Annotated in this window: 15 protein-coding genes and 3 pseudogenes; 10 read left to right on the top strand and 8 right to left on the bottom strand. The window is 70.7% G+C overall.

Translation table 11 applies throughout. The features are described from left to right. Window positions 1–76 precede the first annotated feature (76 nt). Window positions 77–709 (bottom strand): DUF3105 domain-containing protein, encoded by a 633-nt coding sequence (locus AC068A_RS18955; protein WP_478586271.1) that lies wholly within the window; start codon window positions 707–709, stop codon window positions 77–79. A 218-nt stretch (window positions 710–927) separates the two neighbouring features. Here AC068A_RS18955 and AC068A_RS18950 point away from each other — a divergent pair, with 218 nt between their 5' ends. Together AC068A_RS18950 and AC068A_RS18945 are read left to right on the top strand one after the other, a co-directional pair. Further along, window positions 928–1,332 carry a DUF6153 family protein gene (locus AC068A_RS18950; protein ID WP_478586269.1) on the top strand — a complete coding sequence of 135 codons (405 nt, stop codon included), beginning with the start codon at window positions 928–930 and terminating at the stop codon, window positions 1,330–1,332. 128 nt (window positions 1,333–1,460) lie between these two features. Next, entirely contained in the window at window positions 1,461–2,090 is a 630-nt protein-coding gene (locus tag AC068A_RS18945; protein ID WP_478586267.1) for a DUF305 domain-containing protein, read from the top strand. An 81-nt stretch (window positions 2,091–2,171) separates the two neighbouring features. Here the strand turns inward: AC068A_RS18945 and AC068A_RS18940 are convergent, their stop codons facing one another. Together AC068A_RS18940 and AC068A_RS18935 are read right to left on the bottom strand one after the other, a co-directional pair. Continuing rightward, complete coding sequence (locus AC068A_RS18940) at window positions 2,172–2,693, bottom strand: hypothetical protein (protein WP_478586265.1); 522 nt, start codon at window positions 2,691–2,693, stop codon at window positions 2,172–2,174. A gap of 17 nt (window positions 2,694–2,710) precedes the next feature. Further along, complete coding sequence (locus tag AC068A_RS18935; protein ID WP_478586263.1) at window positions 2,711–2,866, bottom strand: hypothetical protein; 156 nt, start codon at window positions 2,864–2,866, stop codon at window positions 2,711–2,713. Window positions 2,867–2,946: 80 nt separating this feature from the next. On the opposite strand from AC068A_RS18935, the gene AC068A_RS18930 reads away from it, so the two are divergent. After that, a complete protein-coding gene (locus tag AC068A_RS18930) occupies window positions 2,947–3,516 on the top strand; it encodes a TetR/AcrR family transcriptional regulator (protein WP_478586261.1) in 570 nt (189 codons plus the stop codon). Between the two features lie 803 nt (window positions 3,517–4,319). Beyond that, window positions 4,320–5,039 carry a hypothetical protein gene (locus tag AC068A_RS18925; protein WP_478586259.1) on the top strand — a complete coding sequence of 240 codons (720 nt, stop codon included), beginning with the start codon at window positions 4,320–4,322 and terminating at the stop codon, window positions 5,037–5,039. A gap of 13 nt (window positions 5,040–5,052) precedes the next feature. On the opposite strand, the pseudogene AC068A_RS18920 reads toward AC068A_RS18925, so the two are convergent. Next, window positions 5,053–5,313: pseudogene (locus tag AC068A_RS18920) on the bottom strand (transposase); the annotation flags it as partial. 551 nt (window positions 5,314–5,864) lie between these two features. Here AC068A_RS18920 and AC068A_RS18915 point away from each other — a divergent pair. The 3 genes and pseudogenes from AC068A_RS18915 to AC068A_RS18905 all read left to right on the top strand — a co-directional run bounded on the left by AC068A_RS18915 (window position 5,865) and on the right by AC068A_RS18905 (window position 7,806). Next, complete coding sequence (locus tag AC068A_RS18915) at window positions 5,865–6,353, top strand: allene oxide cyclase barrel-like domain-containing protein (protein ID WP_478586257.1); 489 nt, start codon at window positions 5,865–5,867, stop codon at window positions 6,351–6,353. Between the two features lie 553 nt (window positions 6,354–6,906). Continuing rightward, window positions 6,907–7,260: pseudogene (locus tag AC068A_RS18910) on the top strand (IS110 family transposase); the annotation flags it as partial. Between the two features lie 153 nt (window positions 7,261–7,413). Next, the gene (locus AC068A_RS18905) at window positions 7,414–7,806 is read left to right on the top strand and encodes a hypothetical protein (RefSeq protein WP_478586255.1); all 393 of its coding nucleotides are present in this window, start codon (window positions 7,414–7,416) and stop codon (window positions 7,804–7,806) included. 214 nt (window positions 7,807–8,020) lie between these two features. Here the strand turns inward: AC068A_RS18905 and AC068A_RS18900 are convergent, their stop codons facing one another. Both AC068A_RS18900 and AC068A_RS18895 read right to left on the bottom strand, forming a co-directional pair. Beyond that, the gene (locus AC068A_RS18900; RefSeq protein ID WP_150497990.1) at window positions 8,021–8,683 is read right to left on the bottom strand and encodes a response regulator; all 663 of its coding nucleotides are present in this window, start codon (window positions 8,681–8,683) and stop codon (window positions 8,021–8,023) included. Further along, complete coding sequence (locus AC068A_RS18895; RefSeq protein ID WP_478586253.1) at window positions 8,658–9,830, bottom strand: sensor histidine kinase; 1,173 nt, start codon at window positions 9,828–9,830, stop codon at window positions 8,658–8,660. The genes AC068A_RS18900 and AC068A_RS18895 overlap by 26 nt, the downstream gene beginning before the upstream one ends. A gap of 175 nt (window positions 9,831–10,005) precedes the next feature. Here AC068A_RS18895 and AC068A_RS18890 point away from each other — a divergent pair, with 175 nt between their 5' ends. After that, window positions 10,006–12,276 carry an MMPL family transporter gene (locus tag AC068A_RS18890; protein WP_478586251.1) on the top strand — a complete coding sequence of 757 codons (2,271 nt, stop codon included), beginning with the start codon at window positions 10,006–10,008 and terminating at the stop codon, window positions 12,274–12,276. 95 nt (window positions 12,277–12,371) lie between these two features. Here the strand turns inward: AC068A_RS18890 and AC068A_RS18885 are convergent. Beyond that, window positions 12,372–12,820 (bottom strand): annotated as a pseudogene (locus AC068A_RS18885) (DEAD/DEAH box helicase); the annotation flags it as partial. Window positions 12,821–13,248: 428 nt separating this feature from the next. Between AC068A_RS18885 and AC068A_RS18880 the strand changes: the two are divergent. Next, window positions 13,249–14,094: a glycerophosphodiester phosphodiesterase family protein gene (locus AC068A_RS18880; protein ID WP_478586249.1), complete on the top strand. Its 846-nt coding sequence runs from the start codon at window positions 13,249–13,251 to the stop codon at window positions 14,092–14,094. Window positions 14,095–14,598: 504 nt separating this feature from the next. Next, entirely contained in the window at window positions 14,599–14,787 is a 189-nt protein-coding gene (locus AC068A_RS18875) for a DUF3117 domain-containing protein (RefSeq protein WP_478586408.1), read from the top strand. 120 nt (window positions 14,788–14,907) lie between these two features. Here the strand turns inward: AC068A_RS18875 and AC068A_RS18870 are convergent, their stop codons facing one another. Continuing rightward, complete coding sequence (locus tag AC068A_RS18870; protein WP_478586406.1) at window positions 14,908–16,941, bottom strand: APC family permease; 2,034 nt, start codon at window positions 16,939–16,941, stop codon at window positions 14,908–14,910. Between the last annotated feature and the right edge of the window lie 16 nt (window positions 16,942–16,957).

The raw sequence follows: 16,957 nt of genomic DNA, 5'->3' as shown, positions 1-16,957 counted from the left end.
TGCCCGGCGGTGAGCAGCAGGTACGGCGCTCCAGGGCATCGCAGCACCGGCTCAGCGCCCTCGCCTGGTTGGTTGGTCAGCCGGTCTTCCCGCCCGTGCACGCCGCACCCGGCTCGGGGGTCTGCTCGCCCTGTACGTACTTCTCGAGGAACTGCTCCACCCGCGGGTCCGACGCGTTCTCCACGTTCAGCTGGTGCCCCCAGGCGGTGAGCGTAACCGGCGAGGGCTGGCCGGGATACGGACTCATCAGGGTGTAGGGGGACTTGGACACCTTCGCTGCCAAGGCCTTGACGTCGGTGCTGGTGGCCTTGTCGTTGTACGTGACCCATACGGCGCCGTGCTCCATGGAGTGCACGGCGTTCTCCTGCCGTATCGGCCGGGTGTAGACGTCACCGTTGCAGTTCTGCCAGACCGGGTCGTGGTCACCGCCGGCGGGCGGGGTCATCGGATAGCCGACGGTCCCTGTGACGTGGTTCCGGCTCAACTCCGACCAGGTCCGCTCCCCCGCGATGGGAGCGGCCTTGGCCCGCTCCTTCCCTCCGCCGAAGAGGTACCAGCCGCCCACGGCGAGTCCGGCGAGGATCACGACAGCGACGAGCGCGGTGAAGAGCATGCTGCGGCGGTCACGGGCCTGGGCGGCCCGGCGCGTCTCCTCGGCCCGGGCTCGCCGCCCCGCCGCTCCCTGGTCTTTCCGGTCGGAAGATCCCATGGGACGTCCTTGTCCCCGCCGCGCCCGCAGGACTCGGCGGTGCCGGTCGAGACCGCGCGGCACCGGAACCGCGCGCCCCGCCCCTTTCCATGGTGCGCCCGCGATCCTCGCGCAGGGCGGTGACGAGGCGCGGGAGAAGGTGGGGGAGGCGTCCCAGGCCATCGCCCGCATGGTCCGCTCCTGACGGCGCGCCCGTCGGCGACTCGTACGATGACCTCATGACCGCCGCCCAGCGCTCGAGGAGCCGCCGCCCTGCCGGGCGGGGGTTCGTCCTGCTGGTGCTGGCGGTGCTGGCCGGCGTGCTGGCGATGCACGGCCTGGGCCCGACGCCGGCCTTCGCGGCGCAGGGTCGGGCGCACCACGCGGCGCCGGTGTCCCACGGCGAGAGCGCACATGCCGCCGATGCGGCCTGCTCCCACTCGGCCGGCGGGTCGGGACACCTCGATCACGCGGATGGGACCTGCGCGGCGGCCGGTGTCGGCTCCGCGTACGCGCCGCCGCCGCTGGCCGCGGCTCTGAACGAGGCTCTGCCGCCGGCCGGGCCGCCCGGCCTGGCCGGGGCCGGGGCGCAGGGCGGGCGGGCTCCGCCCGATCCGGCCGAACTGCAGCTCCTGCGGATATAGGACCGCCCGCGCGGCCCCTGCCCTGGCCGAGCGCCGAGCGCCGGGCGCCTGGTGCCGTGCTCCGGGTCCTTCATCCGTTCTTCGCGCATGCCCCGACCGGGGCATCCGCTGCAAGGAGTTGCACCACCATGAGCACCAGCAAGCGTTCCCTCATCCGCGGTACCGCCGCCGTCCTGGCCGCGGGGGCCGCCGCGGTCGTCCTGGCCGCCTGCGGAGGCAACGACGGCGGCTCGGCCGGACACAACGGCCACACCACCACCTCGCCGTCCGCGTCGGCTCCGGCCGCCCAGGGGCAGCACAACGCCGCCGACGTGGCGTTCGCCAAGGGGATGATTCCCCACCACCGCCAGGCCATCGAGATGGCCGACCTCGCCCCCTCCCGGGCCGAGTCGGCGGAGGTGAAGAAGCTCGCCGAAGACATCAAGAAGGCCCAGGACCCCGAGATCAAGACCCTGTCGGGGTGGCTGACGTCCTGGGGTGAGCAGGTGCCCGCCCCCGGCGCCACGGACCACGCCGCTCACGGCATGGCCGGGATGATGAGCCCGCAGGAGATGGAGAAGCTGAAGAACGCCTCGGGCAAGGCGTTCGACACCGCCTTCATGGAGCTGATGATCAAGCACCACGAAGGAGCGGTGGAGATGGCGAAGACCGAGCAGGCCCAGGGTGGCTTCCAGCCCGCCAAGGACATGGCCGGCGCCATCGTCACCTCCCAGTCCGCCGAGATCGAGCAGATGAACGAGCTCCTCGGCAGGAACTGACCCGCCCCGCGCCAGGTCCAGGGGTCGGACGCCCGCCCGGCGCCCGCCTCCTGGGTCCGGCGGCCCGTGCGCTGTACGGCGTCAGCCGGCGGCGGCCATCGGTGCGCCGAGGTTCTGCTCGCGGCGTTTGCGCAGGCCGTAGCGGGTCATCCCGCGGGGCTTGAACACCGACAGGCAGGCGGTGGTCAGCAGTACCACGATCGCGGCAGCCGCGTCGGCGACCAACTGGATCCGCATGCCGGACAGCTCTCCTTCGGCGAGCGCGGCGCGGGCGGCCGCATCCGCCAGGTGCCCGACCGGCTGCATGTGCACCAGCAGCAGCACCGTGGCCGCGACGGTCAGCAGCAGCTTGGCGATGACCCAGTAGTGGCGCAGCAGCCCCCACACCGTGCCCAGCGACTGCACCACACCCGTCACCAGCGCGGCCACGCTCAGCGGCACGATCACGAACCAGCCCACCACATCCATCGCCACATACGCCCCGCGCACCGTCTGCGGCTCGGCGCTGGTCAGCCCCGCCAGGGCGAGGGCGAGGAAGGCGGCCACCGACCCGAGCCAGCCCAGAGAAGCGGCCACGTGCGCGGTCAGCAGTGTCTTGCGCACAGCGGGCGGGAACGGCTTCACGACCCGTGCCCCACCATGCCGCCGCCGGCCAGGTGCACGATCACGAACACCACCACCAGCGCTACGGCCACCGCCGCGGAGACCTTCACCCAGCGCGGCGTGTGGTGCTCCTCCTCCGGCTGCCCGCTGTCAGGGGTCTGTGAACCAGACATGATCACCTCCGCTTTATCGAGACACTCTGTCTTGCCTGTGCTCGGAGTGTAACTCCCGTGGACGTCCGTATCCTGTGTGGGTGCCGAAGCTGTGGAACCAGACCATCGATGCCCACCGCCACGCCGTACGCGAAGCGATCCTGGATGCTGCCGCCGAGCTGGTCGAGGCCGGCGGGCTGCGGGCGGTGAGCATGTCCCAGCTCGCCGAGCGCGCCGGGATCGGCCGCGCGACGCTCTACAAGTACTTCCCCGACGCCGAGGCCGTCCTGTCGGCCTGGCACGAACGCCAGGTCGCAAGCCACCTCCACCAGCTGGCCGAGGTCTGCGGCCGGCCGGGCACCACTCGTGAACGCCTCACCGCAGTTCTCGAGGCGTATGCGGCAATGGCCGGCCGGCGCCACGGCGGCGAACTGGCCGCCCTCCTCCACCAGGGCGACCACGTCACCCACGCCGAACGACGCCTGACGGGCATGGTGGAAGCCCTGATCGCAGACGGCGTCGCGGCGGGCAACCTGCGCTCCGACGTTCCCCCTGCTGAACTCGCCCAGTACTGCCTCCATGCCCTGACGGCTGCCGCCGGCCTGCCGTCCAAGGAGGCCGTCCAGCGCCTGGTCGAGGTCACCATCGACGGCCTGCGCCCACCCGCCTGACCCGCAAGCCGGCCCGTCTTCCCCGGCGCACAAGGGTCCGTTCCCCCTGCCGGAACGGTGCCGCTATGCTGCCCGGCATGGTTGCGGCCCGGCCGATACGCGGTGCGCTGCGGTCCCGTTCTCGTGCAGCGGGTCCGTGGCGGAGCTGGATATGGGCCGTCCTCCTCCTCGCCCTGGCCTACACCCACGGCGTCAGTGCCGAGAGCGCCGCAGGCCACGCGCACCCCGCAACGGCGCCCGGCACAGCGGTGACTCAGGACCGCCATCAGGCCGGGCACAGCCACGACGCAGCGGGCCCGCGGTCCGGCCAATGGGACACCGGTCACCACGACCAGGACATTGGCCACCACGACGTGCCCGAATCCGACCACGCCGCTCACCAGTGCGTGTCAGGCCACCCGAAGACGACCCCCGCGCTGCACGGCCCGTCCGTAGGTGCTCCCCTCGGGCCCCCGCTCCGGAATCTCCTCGCCGCCGGCCCCGTCCGGGCCCTTCGGGCGTCCGTCCCCTTGCCGGATTCAGCGGTTCTACGGATCTAGACCGTTCATGCCGCCCAGCCTGCAGACGACCCGCTGGGCACACCTCCCACCACCTCTCCGTCAGTGCGCTGACGGCGGCTCGGCCCTGCCGCACAAATGCCCCTTCCCGCTGCCCGTGGTGACCCGTGCCGCGGAAGCCGGGGGCCACCAGTCCGTCTGGGCCTGCCGCCGCGCTCTCGGCCGCCTGCCACACGTCCCTGACAGACCCAGGTGATCACCCCCTGGGCAGGCAGGCCACTTACCTCACCTGTTGAAAGGCCCGTTTTGTCTTCCTCGTCCGGTCTCGTCACGACCCCGCTGCCGACCCCGTCGGAGCCGACCCGCCGACAGCGCCGCTCGGCAGGCAGGCGCGAGAATGCCTCTCTGCCGTGGCGCTACCTCGGCTATGTCGGCTACTACGTCGGTGCCGGCCTCATCAGCGGCGCGGTGGTGCACCACCCCATGGACCCCACCCGCTACACGATGATCGCCGCGTCCGGCGTGCTGGTCTTCCTGCTCGCCACCGTCCTCAACGACATCATCCTGGCGTCGGAGAAGCCCGTCCTCTCCCGCATGCTGCGCGTGCTCGGCACCTCGACGATGCTCTCCTTCGGCCTCGGCATGCTCAGCGGCGGCATGCAGCACTTCGCCGACCTCCCCGACCGCTGCGCCGTGCTGATTCCCCTGGGGATCGTCCTGTCCTTCATCGCGTTCTTCCTGAAGGAGGCCAAGAGGCCGTGGCGCCGGATCTTCGGCCTCATGGGCCTGGTCGTGCTCGCCGTCACGGCAGTCACCTTCCTGGGTCTGCGGCACATCGCCCCCACCGTGGCCGGCTCCGGAGGCGGCCACAGCCACGGCGACGTCGCGCCGGAGAAGGGAAGCGGGGAAGGCCATGGCGGCGAACACAGCACCGGCACCCCCACCCCTGCCCCCTCGCCCACCGCCTCGTCGAAGGACACCCACCCGAGCAAGGAACCTGGGCACGACGACGGACACCAGCACTGAACCGACGCTCACGCCGAGCACTTCTGCGTCGCAGACGATGGCCGATCCGGTCGGACGGCTGGGGAATGACCGCACGGATCCCGCGCCGGCGGAGGTGGCTCCGGATCGCACGGGACGAGTAAGCCCGATCGGCCAGGACGGCCTCCGGCCGGGTCCTCGGTCTTCCGGGTCCGCTTCGCGGAACACGGATGCCTGCCATGACGGCTTCGAAAGCCGGTGCGTCGCCCGCCTGGCCTGCAGTGACGCGAAGGACCAGAGGCCGTGCACGGCTGTCGAATGGATCACCGCCCCCGACGCACCCGGGCCCGCACAGCGCCGCTGACCGCATCCCCCCGCGTGCCGACGCTCGCCTGCATCACCGCACCTGCGCACCGCCCGCCCTGCCCGAGGACGACCATCGCTGAACTGCAACACGTCACCACGGACGCCAACGCTGCATCCGCCGCGTTCAGCCTTACCCCGGAGCCATTCACAGCCTGCTGTCGCGAGTGACCCCACTGCCTGGGCTTGTGCTCGATTTCAGCGCACACAGAGGAACGGCAGAAGAGAGAAACATCCGCAACTCGCCGATCACATTCAGTGGCTCAGGCTGACTCGCCCGGCCCACACGCAGAAGGGGTGCCACCGATCCGGTGGCGCCCCTTCCGACCTGTCCGGCAGCTCCTGGACAGGCCGACAGGTGGTCCGCGCGGGCCCGATCGGGCAGGATTCCACGCCCGCCCCGGCGCGCCGCGTCATGCAGGTAATCCGGCGAGGTAAGCACAAGACCGTAAGTGATAAATCATCACTTACGGACGAATCATCCACTCTCTCAGGAGACGTAAGATGCGCCGTTTCAGGGCACTGGGGCCCGTCGCGGTCACCGCGCTGGCCGCCGTCCTCGCCTGTTCACCCCTCGCGCAGGCAGCCACCCCGACCCCCGACACGACCTCGGCCGGCGACGACAAGGGCATCGCGCTGGTCGCCATCCAGCGGGAGTTTGCCTTCATTGACGAGGGCACGCCGGGACCGAGCCTCGGCGATGAGGCCGTCGGCTCCGATGAGCTCTTCCGTGACGGCGTATCGGTCGGCAGGGACGGTTTCGTCTGCACGGTGACCAGCCTTGCGCCGAACCTGCGGGAGTGCCGGGCCACCTTCCGCCTGCCCAAGGGTGACATCACCGTCGAGGGGCTCGCCTCGGTGACCACCAGCTTCCCCGCGGAGTTCACTTTCGCCATCACCGGTGGCACCGGCAGCTACCGCAACGCCGGCGGCTTTGTGAACGGGGTCAACGTCGATGGCACGCGGACCGAGCTCACGTTCCACCTCAAGTGATCCGGTTCGCAGACGCGTGAGCAGGAGCGGCAGATGCGGTCGAGGATCTGGTCGGCGGTCCCGGTCCACTCGAACCGGTCACGAGCCGGCTTCCCTCCCACCATCCGAATGACACAGACCACGACGGCCAGCAGCAGCGCGGCATCGGCATCCTCCCGAACGACACCCACGGCGTAGGTCTCGCGCACCCGGAACCACTTGCGCGAGACCAGTGCCAGCAGCTCCCCGGCGTACTCGATCCCGAACTCCCGTTCCAGGATCCGCCCGCTGCGCACCACATCCCATCGAGGCACCCCCCTTGGTATGTGATCAGCCAAGCCTCGGCCAGGCGCGAGCGGCGGCACAAGACCGCCTCACGCCATACCCCGCCGAACATACGCCGGCCTGGCTTCCGTAGCGGCCGATGAACCCGCGGAACGTCCGCTCGGCGACCTTCAAGGTGCTCCACGTGCCGGTCACGGATTAGGAATCGCGAATGATCGCTCCGTAGGGAATCGACAGCGAGGTCGTCCGTCGGGAGGCACCCAGCACACCCACCGCACGGAGGCACCACATGGCCGCGATCTGGGCCTGCATCGACGCAGGCAAGACCCACCACCACTGCGTCGCGATCGACGAGCCCGAACTCCTCGAACTCCTCGCCGACGTCCTGGGCCTGGGCGACGAGGTGACCTGGGGCATCGACCTGGCCGACGGCGGAGCCGCCCTGGCCATCACGATCCTCCTCAACCACGACCAGCCGGTCCACTACATCTCCGGCCGGGCCATCCACCGCGCATCCGAGAGCTACCGCGGTGAAGGCAAGACCGATGCCGAGGACGCCGCCGTCATCGCCGACCAGGTCCGTATCCGCCGCGACCTCAACCCCTTACGCGGCGGCGACGAGACGGTCATCGACCTCAAAATCTCCGCAACCGCAGCGTCCGCGGCGGCGACATGACCGCCTTCGGAACCCCCGACCGCCTCGCCGGCTTCGGCGGCGTCGCACCCGTTCCCCACGATTCGGATGCCCGACGCACGCACTTGCGCGGTAGCGCCCTCCAGCCTTTACGATCTTGCGGTGCAAACCTGGACGGAGCGCCCGCCTAATACGGATGTCGAGGCGACCATTTGTCGCTACGTCAGTCTGCTCCGGGCCGGCAAGATCCCTGAGGCCGAACGACTCGTCGATCACTCACCGGTGATCCACGTGCTCGCGTCACTGTGGGACGGCGCCCTCGGAGTCGGCGTTGATGCGGACGAGGCGAGTCACGCCCCTGTCGCCCACGGCGGCGAGCAGGACCTGTCTTGGCTCAATGAACTTGATGTTGCCGGCTTCCACTGGGGTCCCACCGGCAGCCATGTCTACGTCGAACTCACTTACCGCGCAGAAACTATCGAGGTTGCCTTCGGATTCTGGGTCAAACCAACCGAAGCCGGCTGGGTCGTCTCCGGACCAGCCACCCTCTGGTAGGACACACGCGATTTCCGGTGAAGACAGGGCAGAGCTGCTGGTCACATCCACGATATCGCGGTCCCACCCGGGGCCCGCAAGGTGTCTCACCGTCCCAGTTCCGGCCTCCTGGTACGTCACGCTCTGGGGCGGGTGAGGCACGTGGAGCAGACGTGAGCCGACCGGTGCACTGATGTCCGGGCGGGGACTCATGGGACATGGCCCGGCAGCCGGCTCAGGTTCCGGGGAGGATACGGCGCGTTTCGTAGGCCCACATCGCGATCTCGACCCGGTTGCGGGCGCCGAGTTTGGCCATCAGGCTGGCCAGATGCGTCTTCACCGTGCTGAGGCTGATGTGCAGCGCATCGGCGATCTCGGTGTTGGTCAGCCCGCGAGCGACGGCCAGGAGCACCTGCTCCTCGCGGGCGGTGACGGGGGAGACCGGCTGGGCCACGGGCCGGCCGGCGGGCAGGTCCGCGAATGCCTGGAGCAGACGGACGGTGACGCTGGGCGCGATGAGCGCCTCACCGTCGGACGCCGACCGTACGGCCTGCGCCAGAAGGTCTGGTCCCGTGTCTTTGAGGAGGAATCCGCGGGCGCCGGCACGCAGTGAGCCGTAGACGTACTCGTCGAGGTCGAACGTGGTGATGACGACCACGGCCAGCGGGTCGGCGACGCCCGGGCCGGCGACCAGCCGGGTGGCCTCGAGCCCGTCGAGTACGGGCATGCGGATGTCGAACAGGCAGACGTCGGGGCGTAGTTCGCGGGCCAGACGTACCGCTTCCCGCCCGTCGGCGGCCTCGCCGACCACCTCGATGCCGGGCTGGGCGTTCAGCATGATCCGCAACCCGGTGCGGATGATCGTCTGGTCGTCAGCGACGAGGACGCGAATGGACACCGCTCTCGCTCCTCGCTCTCGGCAGTTCGGCTTCGACATGCCAGCCCCGGTCAGTATCCGGGCCGGCTCGTAGTGTGCCGCCGAGCAGGGTCGCGCGCTCGCGCAGTCCGGTAAGTCCGTATCCGTCGCGACCCCGGCCGGTGCGCCGGCCGTTGTCGCGCACGCTCACCAGTACCGTGTGCCGTTCCGCGGCGACCCGAACGACGAGCTCGGTCGCGTCGACCGCATGGCGCAGCGCGTTGGTCACCGACTCCTGCACGATCCGGTAGACGGCCGCGTCCACGGCCGGGGGCAGCGCGTCCAGTTCGCCGTCGAGCCCCAGGTCGACCCTGAGGCGACCACCCGGGGTGCGCACCAGGCGCTCCAGATCCGCGACTCCGGCAGGGGGCGCCAGCTCGGCGCCGACCCCGCGGTCGCGCAGCGCGGCGACCATGGCGCGCATTTCCTCCAGCGTGCGCGCCCCTTCCTCCTCGACCCCCTCCAGCGCCTCGACGGCGGCGGACGGGTCGGTGCCCGCGAGCACCCGGCCCGCCTGGGCGATGATCACCATGGCCGACACGTGGTGGGCCACCGTGTCGTGCAGTTCCCGGGCGAGCTGCTCGCGCTCGCGGGAGCGCACCTGCTCCAACTGCCGCTCGCGAGCGGTCACCCGGAACCGCACGGCAGCCCCGAACACGCCGGGCAGCAGCAGGAAGACGAGGCCCACGACCTTTTCGACGACCGGGGTCTCGTCCATGACGACACACAGCGCGCCGGTCGCGACGATCACCGCGCCGCCCAGCACGATCTCGCGTCCCGATCCCCACCGGGGCAGTGCGTACACCAGCACGAGCACGACCGCGCCGGTGTACAGGCCGACGGGCTCGCGCGGTGCGGCGACGAGCGAGGCCACCGGAAGCAGGATCACCGAGCCGAACGCCAGCGTCACCATCGCCAGCGGGCGGGTCCGGCGCCACAGGGGCAGCAGGCACAGCCATACGGCGAACACCACCGCCACCGGCCGCCACACGACGTTCTCGCGCAGGGTGGCCTCCAGCGCCACACCGGCAAGGCCCGCGGCGAGCAGCACCCAGTCCCTCCGCACCCGGGCGGGCGCGTCGGGCGGCCGGGGCTCGGTCCACAGGGTTCGCAGGTCGTCTCGCAGCACGGTTCCCAGCCTAGGGACCGCGCAGCGCCGCGCATCGGCCGAAAGGACGGGGCGTCACTCCGACTTGAGGCCGACGGATCCGCGGCCCGCGAGCCGATGCCGCAGAGCGCCGTGGCGACGAGCCTCGGCATCGGCGGCCGTACAACGACGGCCAACGTAGTGGTTGGAGGACCCGATGCTCTCGAAAGCCCTGTTGCGCCTGGGCACAAGCGCCGCCCGCCATCCCTGGCGGGTGATCGCGGCATGGCTGCTCGCCGCCACGCTCGCCGTCCTCGCCGCCCTCGCCTTCGGCGGGCGGACCGCGGACTCGATGACCGCTCCGGGACTGGACTCCCAACAGGCCGCGGAACTGATCGAGCGGGCAGGCACCGGCCAGGAGGGGATGACCGCCCAAGTGGTCGTCACCCCCCTCGACGATGGTGCGACGTTCTTCGACGACGACGGCGCGCGCACCGCTCTCACGCGGCTGCAGACCGAGGTGAAGCGGCTGCCGCACGTGCTCGGCACGAGCGACCCGGCGCTGGCACTTGACGCAGGCCGGGACACCGCCGTGCGCGGCGGCCTCGTTTCGGCCGACGGACGGATCGCGGTCGTCCGGGTGCAGTACCCCGACCAGAGCCGGCTGTCGGCCGAAGACCTCGACGCCCTCGTCGATCTCGGCGACCGACTGCGCGCCGAGCTACCCCTGCGCATCGAGATGGGCGGGAACCTCTTCTACGCCTTCTCCGACCCCGACGGCGGCGCAAGCGAGCTGATCGGCCTCCTCGCCGCGGCCGCGATCCTGTTCCTGGCGTTCGGTTCGCTCGTCGCCGCCGCGCTGCCGATCGGCATGGCGGTCTTCGGGCTGACCATCGGAGTCGCCACGATGACGGTACTGGCGGGGGTGATGGACGTCCCGACCTTCGCCCCCGTCCTGGGCAGCATGGTCGGGCTCGGAGTGGGCATCGACTACGCGCTGTTCGTGCTCGCCAGGCACCGGGAGTACCTCGCGCGCGGGCTCGATCCCCGCGAGGCGGCGGGGCGAGCGGTGGCCACGGCGGGGAGGCCCGTGGTCTTCGCCGGCGTCGTCGTCGTCGTGTCGATCCTCGGCCTGGCGGTCGCGAACGTGCCGTTCATGACGGTGGGCGGGGTTGCCGTCTCGATCGTCGTCCTGACGATGGTGCTCGCGTCGGTGACGCTGCTGCCGGCCTTCCTCGGCGCGGCGGGCCCGCGCCTGGCCCGGGCCGGCCGGATCGGCCGGGCTCTGCAGACCAGGAAGCCGGGCCGACTCGCACGGCGGCGGGACCCGGCGGCAGGCGCCGCCCACGCCGCCGGGTGGCGTCGCTGGATCGGGCACGTCAGCCGGCACCCGGTGCCGTACGCGGTCGGCGCGGCGGGGCTGCTGCTGACCGCGACGCTGCCCGTGCTCGGCCTGCGCGTCGGCCTGCCCGACGACGGCTCACTGCCCCAGAGCCGTACCGAGCGCCGCGCCTACGACCTCGTCGCCGAGGGGTTCGGCCCGGGCACCAACGGTCCCCTCGTCATCGCCGCGGACCCCACCGGTGATCCGGGAGTGCTGGACCGACTCGTCGCAACGGTCGCGGCGGATCCGGGCATCGCATCCGTCGCGCCGACGCACATCGATCGGGCCACCGGCATCGCGACCCTCGTGGTGTTCCCGACCACCGGCCCTCAGGACAAGGCCACGGCCGACACCATCGCCCGGCTGCGCACCGACGTGCTGCCCACGGCGATCGGGCACGGCCCGGCCAGGGCCCACGTCGGCGGCGCCGCCGCGAGCCTGTCCGATGTGGGCCAACGCACCAGCCAACGCCTGCCGGTGTTCGTCGCCGCCGTGCTGGCGATGTCGTTCCTGCTGCTGATGCTGGTCTTCCGCTCGATACTCGTACCGCTCAAGGCGGTACTGCTGAATCTGCTGAGCATCGGCGCGGCCTACGGCATCATGGTCGCGGTCTTCCAGTGGGGCTGGGGAGGCGCACTCATCGGGCTGGAAGCGACGGTTCCGATCGTGTCGTTCATCCCGATGTTCCTCTTCGCCATCCTGTTCGGCCTGTCGATGGACTACGAGGTGTTCCTCCTCTCCCGTGTACGCGAGGAGTACCTGCGCACCGGCGACAACGGCACGGCGATCGTCGAGGGCGTCTCGCGCACCGCCCGGATCATCACCTCGGCCGCCCTCATCATGGTGGCGGTCTTCCTGTCCTTCGCCGTCGCCGAGGACCCCTCCACCAAAATGTTCGGGCTCGGCCTGGCCACCGCGATCTTCATCGACGCCACGGTCGTACGCATGGTGCTGGTACCGGCGACCATGACACTCCTCGGCCGGACCAACTGGTGGCTGCCGAAGTGGCTGGACCGGATGCTTCCCCGCGGCCCGGTCGGCACCGACGACACCGACGCGGAATCCACGGGTGAAGCCCCGCGTCCACGGCTGGTTGACCGTTGACTCAACTCCTGCCCGCCCTTGGCGTCCGGCACCTCAGCGCGTCACCCAGGGGCATAGCGAGTCGTGATCACCGGGTGGTCCTGGTGAGGTCCTTGATCAGACTCCTCCCCCAAGACCCGTACGGAAGCGAGGAACGCCCGGTGCACGCGCCGGTTGTCGGCGTGGATGCCGCCTGCGAACTGCCGCAGTACCTCGCGCCGCTCGGTGACGAGGTGGTCGCCGCACAGCGAGGCAGACCAGACGCGGTCCGGCGGGACGTGGCGGCCGGCCTCCAGCTCGTAGCACTCCGCGTCGATCGCCTCGCCAGAGCGCGTCGTCCGACGTCTCGGTGACGTACAGCTCCGTGGCGGCTTCCGGCAGCTTGTCCGCGAACGCGGCGGCCTCTTCCACCCGCTGGTGGAGCGTCATCACCCGTCCTGAGGTTGTGCCGGGCGTCGTGCTCCAGGCGGGCGGCGTGCAGGAGCGCGAGGCGCCAGCCTCGCAGCGCCTCCTCCGGCAGGCCGAGGACGGGCGAGGGGCCGCGGATCTCGAGGACGTCGATCTCGTGAACGAGGCCGGTCTGTGCCGGCTGGTCTCCCGGTCGTCGGCCGGCGTGGGCCATGCCCGGCGCCGCGCCTCGGGCGTTCCCTGCCCGGGGCGCGGAAGGGTGTGGTGGGGTGGGGTCTTGGCCGTTGTGTGTCGGGTGGGGGTGGTTTTCGGCCGGGGCTGGGCTGGCTTGAGGGTTGGGTGGGTAGCGTCCGCTGCGACGGTTCATGATCGAAACGGGATGGGGTTCGGGTGATGGCGTACGGGGTCGGGAGGGAAGCCGGCAGGTGGGCGGCTGGTGTGGCCGCGGCGGTTGCTGTCGCGGCCACCGCTGTTTCGGCGGCCGCGGTCCCGGACCATGCAGGGGCGTCTGCTGTGCCTGAGCGGCGGGCCGCCTCGGCCGCGGGCTCGGAGCGTCATTCGGCGGCGGGTGATCGTCGTCCGTTGGTGATCGCCCACCGTGCCGGCACGGCGGACTTCCCGGAGAACACCGTGCGGGCCATCGACGGCGCGCTGGCGCACCAGGTGGACATGATGTGGCTGAGCGTGCAGGTCAGCAGAGACGGCGTCCCCGTCCTGTACCGGCCCGGCGACCTGTCGGCCCTCACCGACGGCACGGGCCGGGTAGCCGACCACGACGCCGCCGAGCTGATGGGTCTGAACGCCGGCTACCAGTTCAAGGACGACTCCGGCGCCTACCCGTACCGTACGCACCCCACCCCCCTGCCCACGCTGGAGGAAGCGCTGCGGCGGATCCCGCAGCGGATGGGCGTGCTGCTGGACATGAAGTCCGCCGACGCCCAGGCCCTGGTGCCCGCGATCGCCAAGACGCTGGACGCCCTGCAGAGCCAGGGACGCAGGGAGTGGCAGCGCGTACGGTTCTACTCCACCGAGAAGGCCAACCTCGACGCGATGGCGTCCCACCCCCAGGCCCGGTTGTTCGAGGACCGCGATACCACCCGCACCCGCCTGGTCACTTCGCGCCTGACGGGCGACTGCCTCGACGCACCCCGGACGGGGACCTGGGCCGCTTTCGAGCTGCGCCGTGACGTGACGGTGGCGGAGAAGTACACACTCGGCGAGGGGCGCAGCCCGGTGCAGCGGGCCCTGATGTGGGACCGGGCCGCCGCTGCCTGCTTTCACACCCGCCCCCAGGTCAGGACCGTGTTAATCGGTATCGAGAGCAAGGACGACTACGCCACCGCCTGGGGACTGGAGGCCTATGCGGTCCTGGCCGACTCGCCCGAGCGGATGATGAAGATCAAGAACGAGACCGAGACGGCAGCTCGCTGAGCAGCCTGGAGCACGCCCTCGTCCAGCCCGTACGAGGCGTTCATCGGCCGAAGCCAAGCCGTCGAGCCGCCCTGTGGCGAGCTGCTGGGCCTGTCCGCGAGACTGGCTCACATGGCCGTCCGGTCGACACCCGGTTCGGGGAGGGGGAGGATGGATGCGGCGCCTTTTCCGATCAGTCCGGCGCGCCGCAGCGGCGCCACAGCCGTAGATCCGTTGTCGCGCTCTGGCTGGAGGGGACCACTCCCGGAGCGCTGGCGCGGCGGCTTGCCTCCGTGTTTCCGTGGCGCTCTCCACTCATCGCGAGGGAGGATCCCCGTCATGGCTCGGCGCATCCGACGCAATGCTGTCGTCCCGCTCGTCGTCTCATCGTTCGTTCTGGGGGCCACGGTCGTCCTCACTCCTGTCGCCACCGCGGCCCCCGCTCTGGGGACGTGCACAGTCGCGACCGAGGGCAGCGGGACGCGGGCACTGTCCCTCAACGACGGTGGATTCCCTGACGGCAGGATCAGGCCGCGGACGGGCGACGGTCCGCTTGAGGCCACCAAGGAGGGGCAGAGCGTCGTCATGCGCGTACCGCTTGAAGGCGGCGGTCGGATCGTGGTCGAACTGACCCCGGAAGAGGCTGCCGCCCTCGCCGACGCACTCAACAATCCAGCGGAACCTGAGCAACCCGAGCAACCCGAGGAACCGTAACGAAGCGGTCCGGAGTGGCTGACGGCCCGCTGGACCTTGTGCCCGATGACGACGGATCTGGCCAGGGCGCGGGGGTGGGTTCAGTCCTGGATGTACGGGCGGGGGAGTGCCGGGGCGGAGTCAGTTTCCGCCGGCGTTCTCCGGTCCGGTGCGGGCGGTGGCGTGTTCGGGCGGGTTGGGGGGTTCGCCGCGGCGGACCGAGCCGGGGGCGCGGGCGGCGGCGTGGTCGGCGATGGCGGCGGAGGAGAGCTGCCAGGGGACGCTGGTGACGGTGACGCCGGGGGTGAAGAGCAGGCGGCTCTTGAGCCAGAGGGCGGACTGGTTGTGGAGGAGGTTCTCCCACCAGTGGCCGACGACGTATTCGGGGACGAAGACGGCGACGACGTCGCGTGGTCCCGCGCGGCGGATGGAGCGTACGTACTCGACCACGGGCTTGGTGATCTCGCGGTAGGGGGATTCGAGGACCTTCAGCGGCACCTCGATGGCGAAGTCGTCCCACTGTTTGCGCAGGGCGGCCAGTGAATCGGGGTCGACGGCGACGGTGAGTGCTTCCAGGTGGTCGGGCCGGAAGGCGCGGGCGTAGGCCAGGGCGCGCAGGGTCGGTTTGTGGACGGTGGAGACGAGGACGATCGCCTGCACCCGGGAGGGCATGAGGCTTTCCGCGCGGGGGTCGGTGACGGCGAGTTCGGCGGCGGTGTGGTCGTAGTGGCGGCGGATGCTGCGCATCATCAGCCACAGCAGGATTCCGGCGAGTACGGCCAGCCAGGCGCCCTGGGTGAACTTGGTGGCGAGCACGATCACCAGGACCAGGCCGGTGACGGCGGCGCCGGTGGCGTTGATGGTGCGGGCGAGCTGGTGCCGTCGGCGCAGGGCGGGATCGGTTTCGGTGCGCAGTTCGCGGTTCCAGTGCCGGACCATGCCGGACTGGGAGAGGGTGAAGGAGGTGAAGACGCCGAGGATGTAGAGGTGGATGAGGCTGGTGACGTTGGCCTTGTATCCGTAGAGCAGGAGGCCGGCGGCGATGGCCAGGGCGAGGATGCCGTTGGAGAAGGCGAGGCGGTCGCCGCGGTTGTGCAGCTGGCGTGGCAGGTAGCGGTGCTGGGCGAGGATCGAGGACAGCAGCGGGAAGCCGTTGAAGGCGGTGTTCGCGGCGAGGATCAGGATGAGGGCGGTTGCGGCCTGGATGTAGTAGAAGCCGATGCTGTTGTTGCCGCCGAAGACGGCTGCGGCGAGCTGGGCGATGACGGTGCGCTGGGTGTAGCCCTCGCAGTCGGCCAGGCCGGTGAGGCGGCAGGCGTCCTCGGCGATGTGGACCTTGGCGACGATCGCGAGGGTGGTGACGCCGGCGAACATGGTGATCGCGATGATGCCCATCGCGGCCATGGTGGTCGCGGCGTTCTTCGGCTTGGGCTTGCGGAAGGCCGGTACGCCGTTGGAGATCGCCTCCACGCCCGTCAGCGCCGTACAGCCGCTGGAGAACGCGCGCAGCACCAGCATGAGCAGGGCCAGCCCGGCCAGGTCCGCGTCGCCCTCCTCCGGGGTGATGCCGTATTTGGCGCTCTCGGCGACCGGCGCGTCGCCGAGGAGGTAGCGGAGCAGACCGGTGCCGACCATGATCAGCACGCCGCCGATGAACAGGTACGTGGGCGCGGCGAACAGCCGGCCGGACTCGCGGACGCCCCGCAGGTTCATCGCCGTCAGCAGGGCCACGAAGCCGAGTGCCATCGCCACCCGGTAGTCGGCCAGCTCCGGCACCGCCGAGATGATGTTGTCCACTCCGGAGGCGACCGAGACCGCCACCGTCATGACGTAGTCGACCAGCAGCGAGGCCGCAACCACCAGACCGGCCGAAGCACCGAGGTTGGTCGAGGCGACCTCGTACGAGCCGCCGCCGCTCGGATAGGCGCGGACGACCTGGCGGTACGACAGCACCACCACGGTCATCAGCGCCACGACCGAAGCAGCGATCCACGGGGTGAAATGCAGGTAGGCCAGGCCACCGAGAGTGAGGACCAGCAGGATCTCCTGCGTGGCGTAGGCCACGGAGGACAGCGGGTCGGACGCGAAGATCGGCAGGGCCAGCCGTTTGGGCAGCAGCGTCTCGCCCAGCTCCTCACTGCGCTTGGCCCGCCCGATCACCAGACGCTTCAGCATCTCCGTCGCCTTCGGC

The sequence above is a fragment of the Streptomyces sp. NPDC043854 genome (genome assembly GCF_056436005.1).
This window is presented reverse-complemented; position numbering and strand designations above follow the sequence as displayed.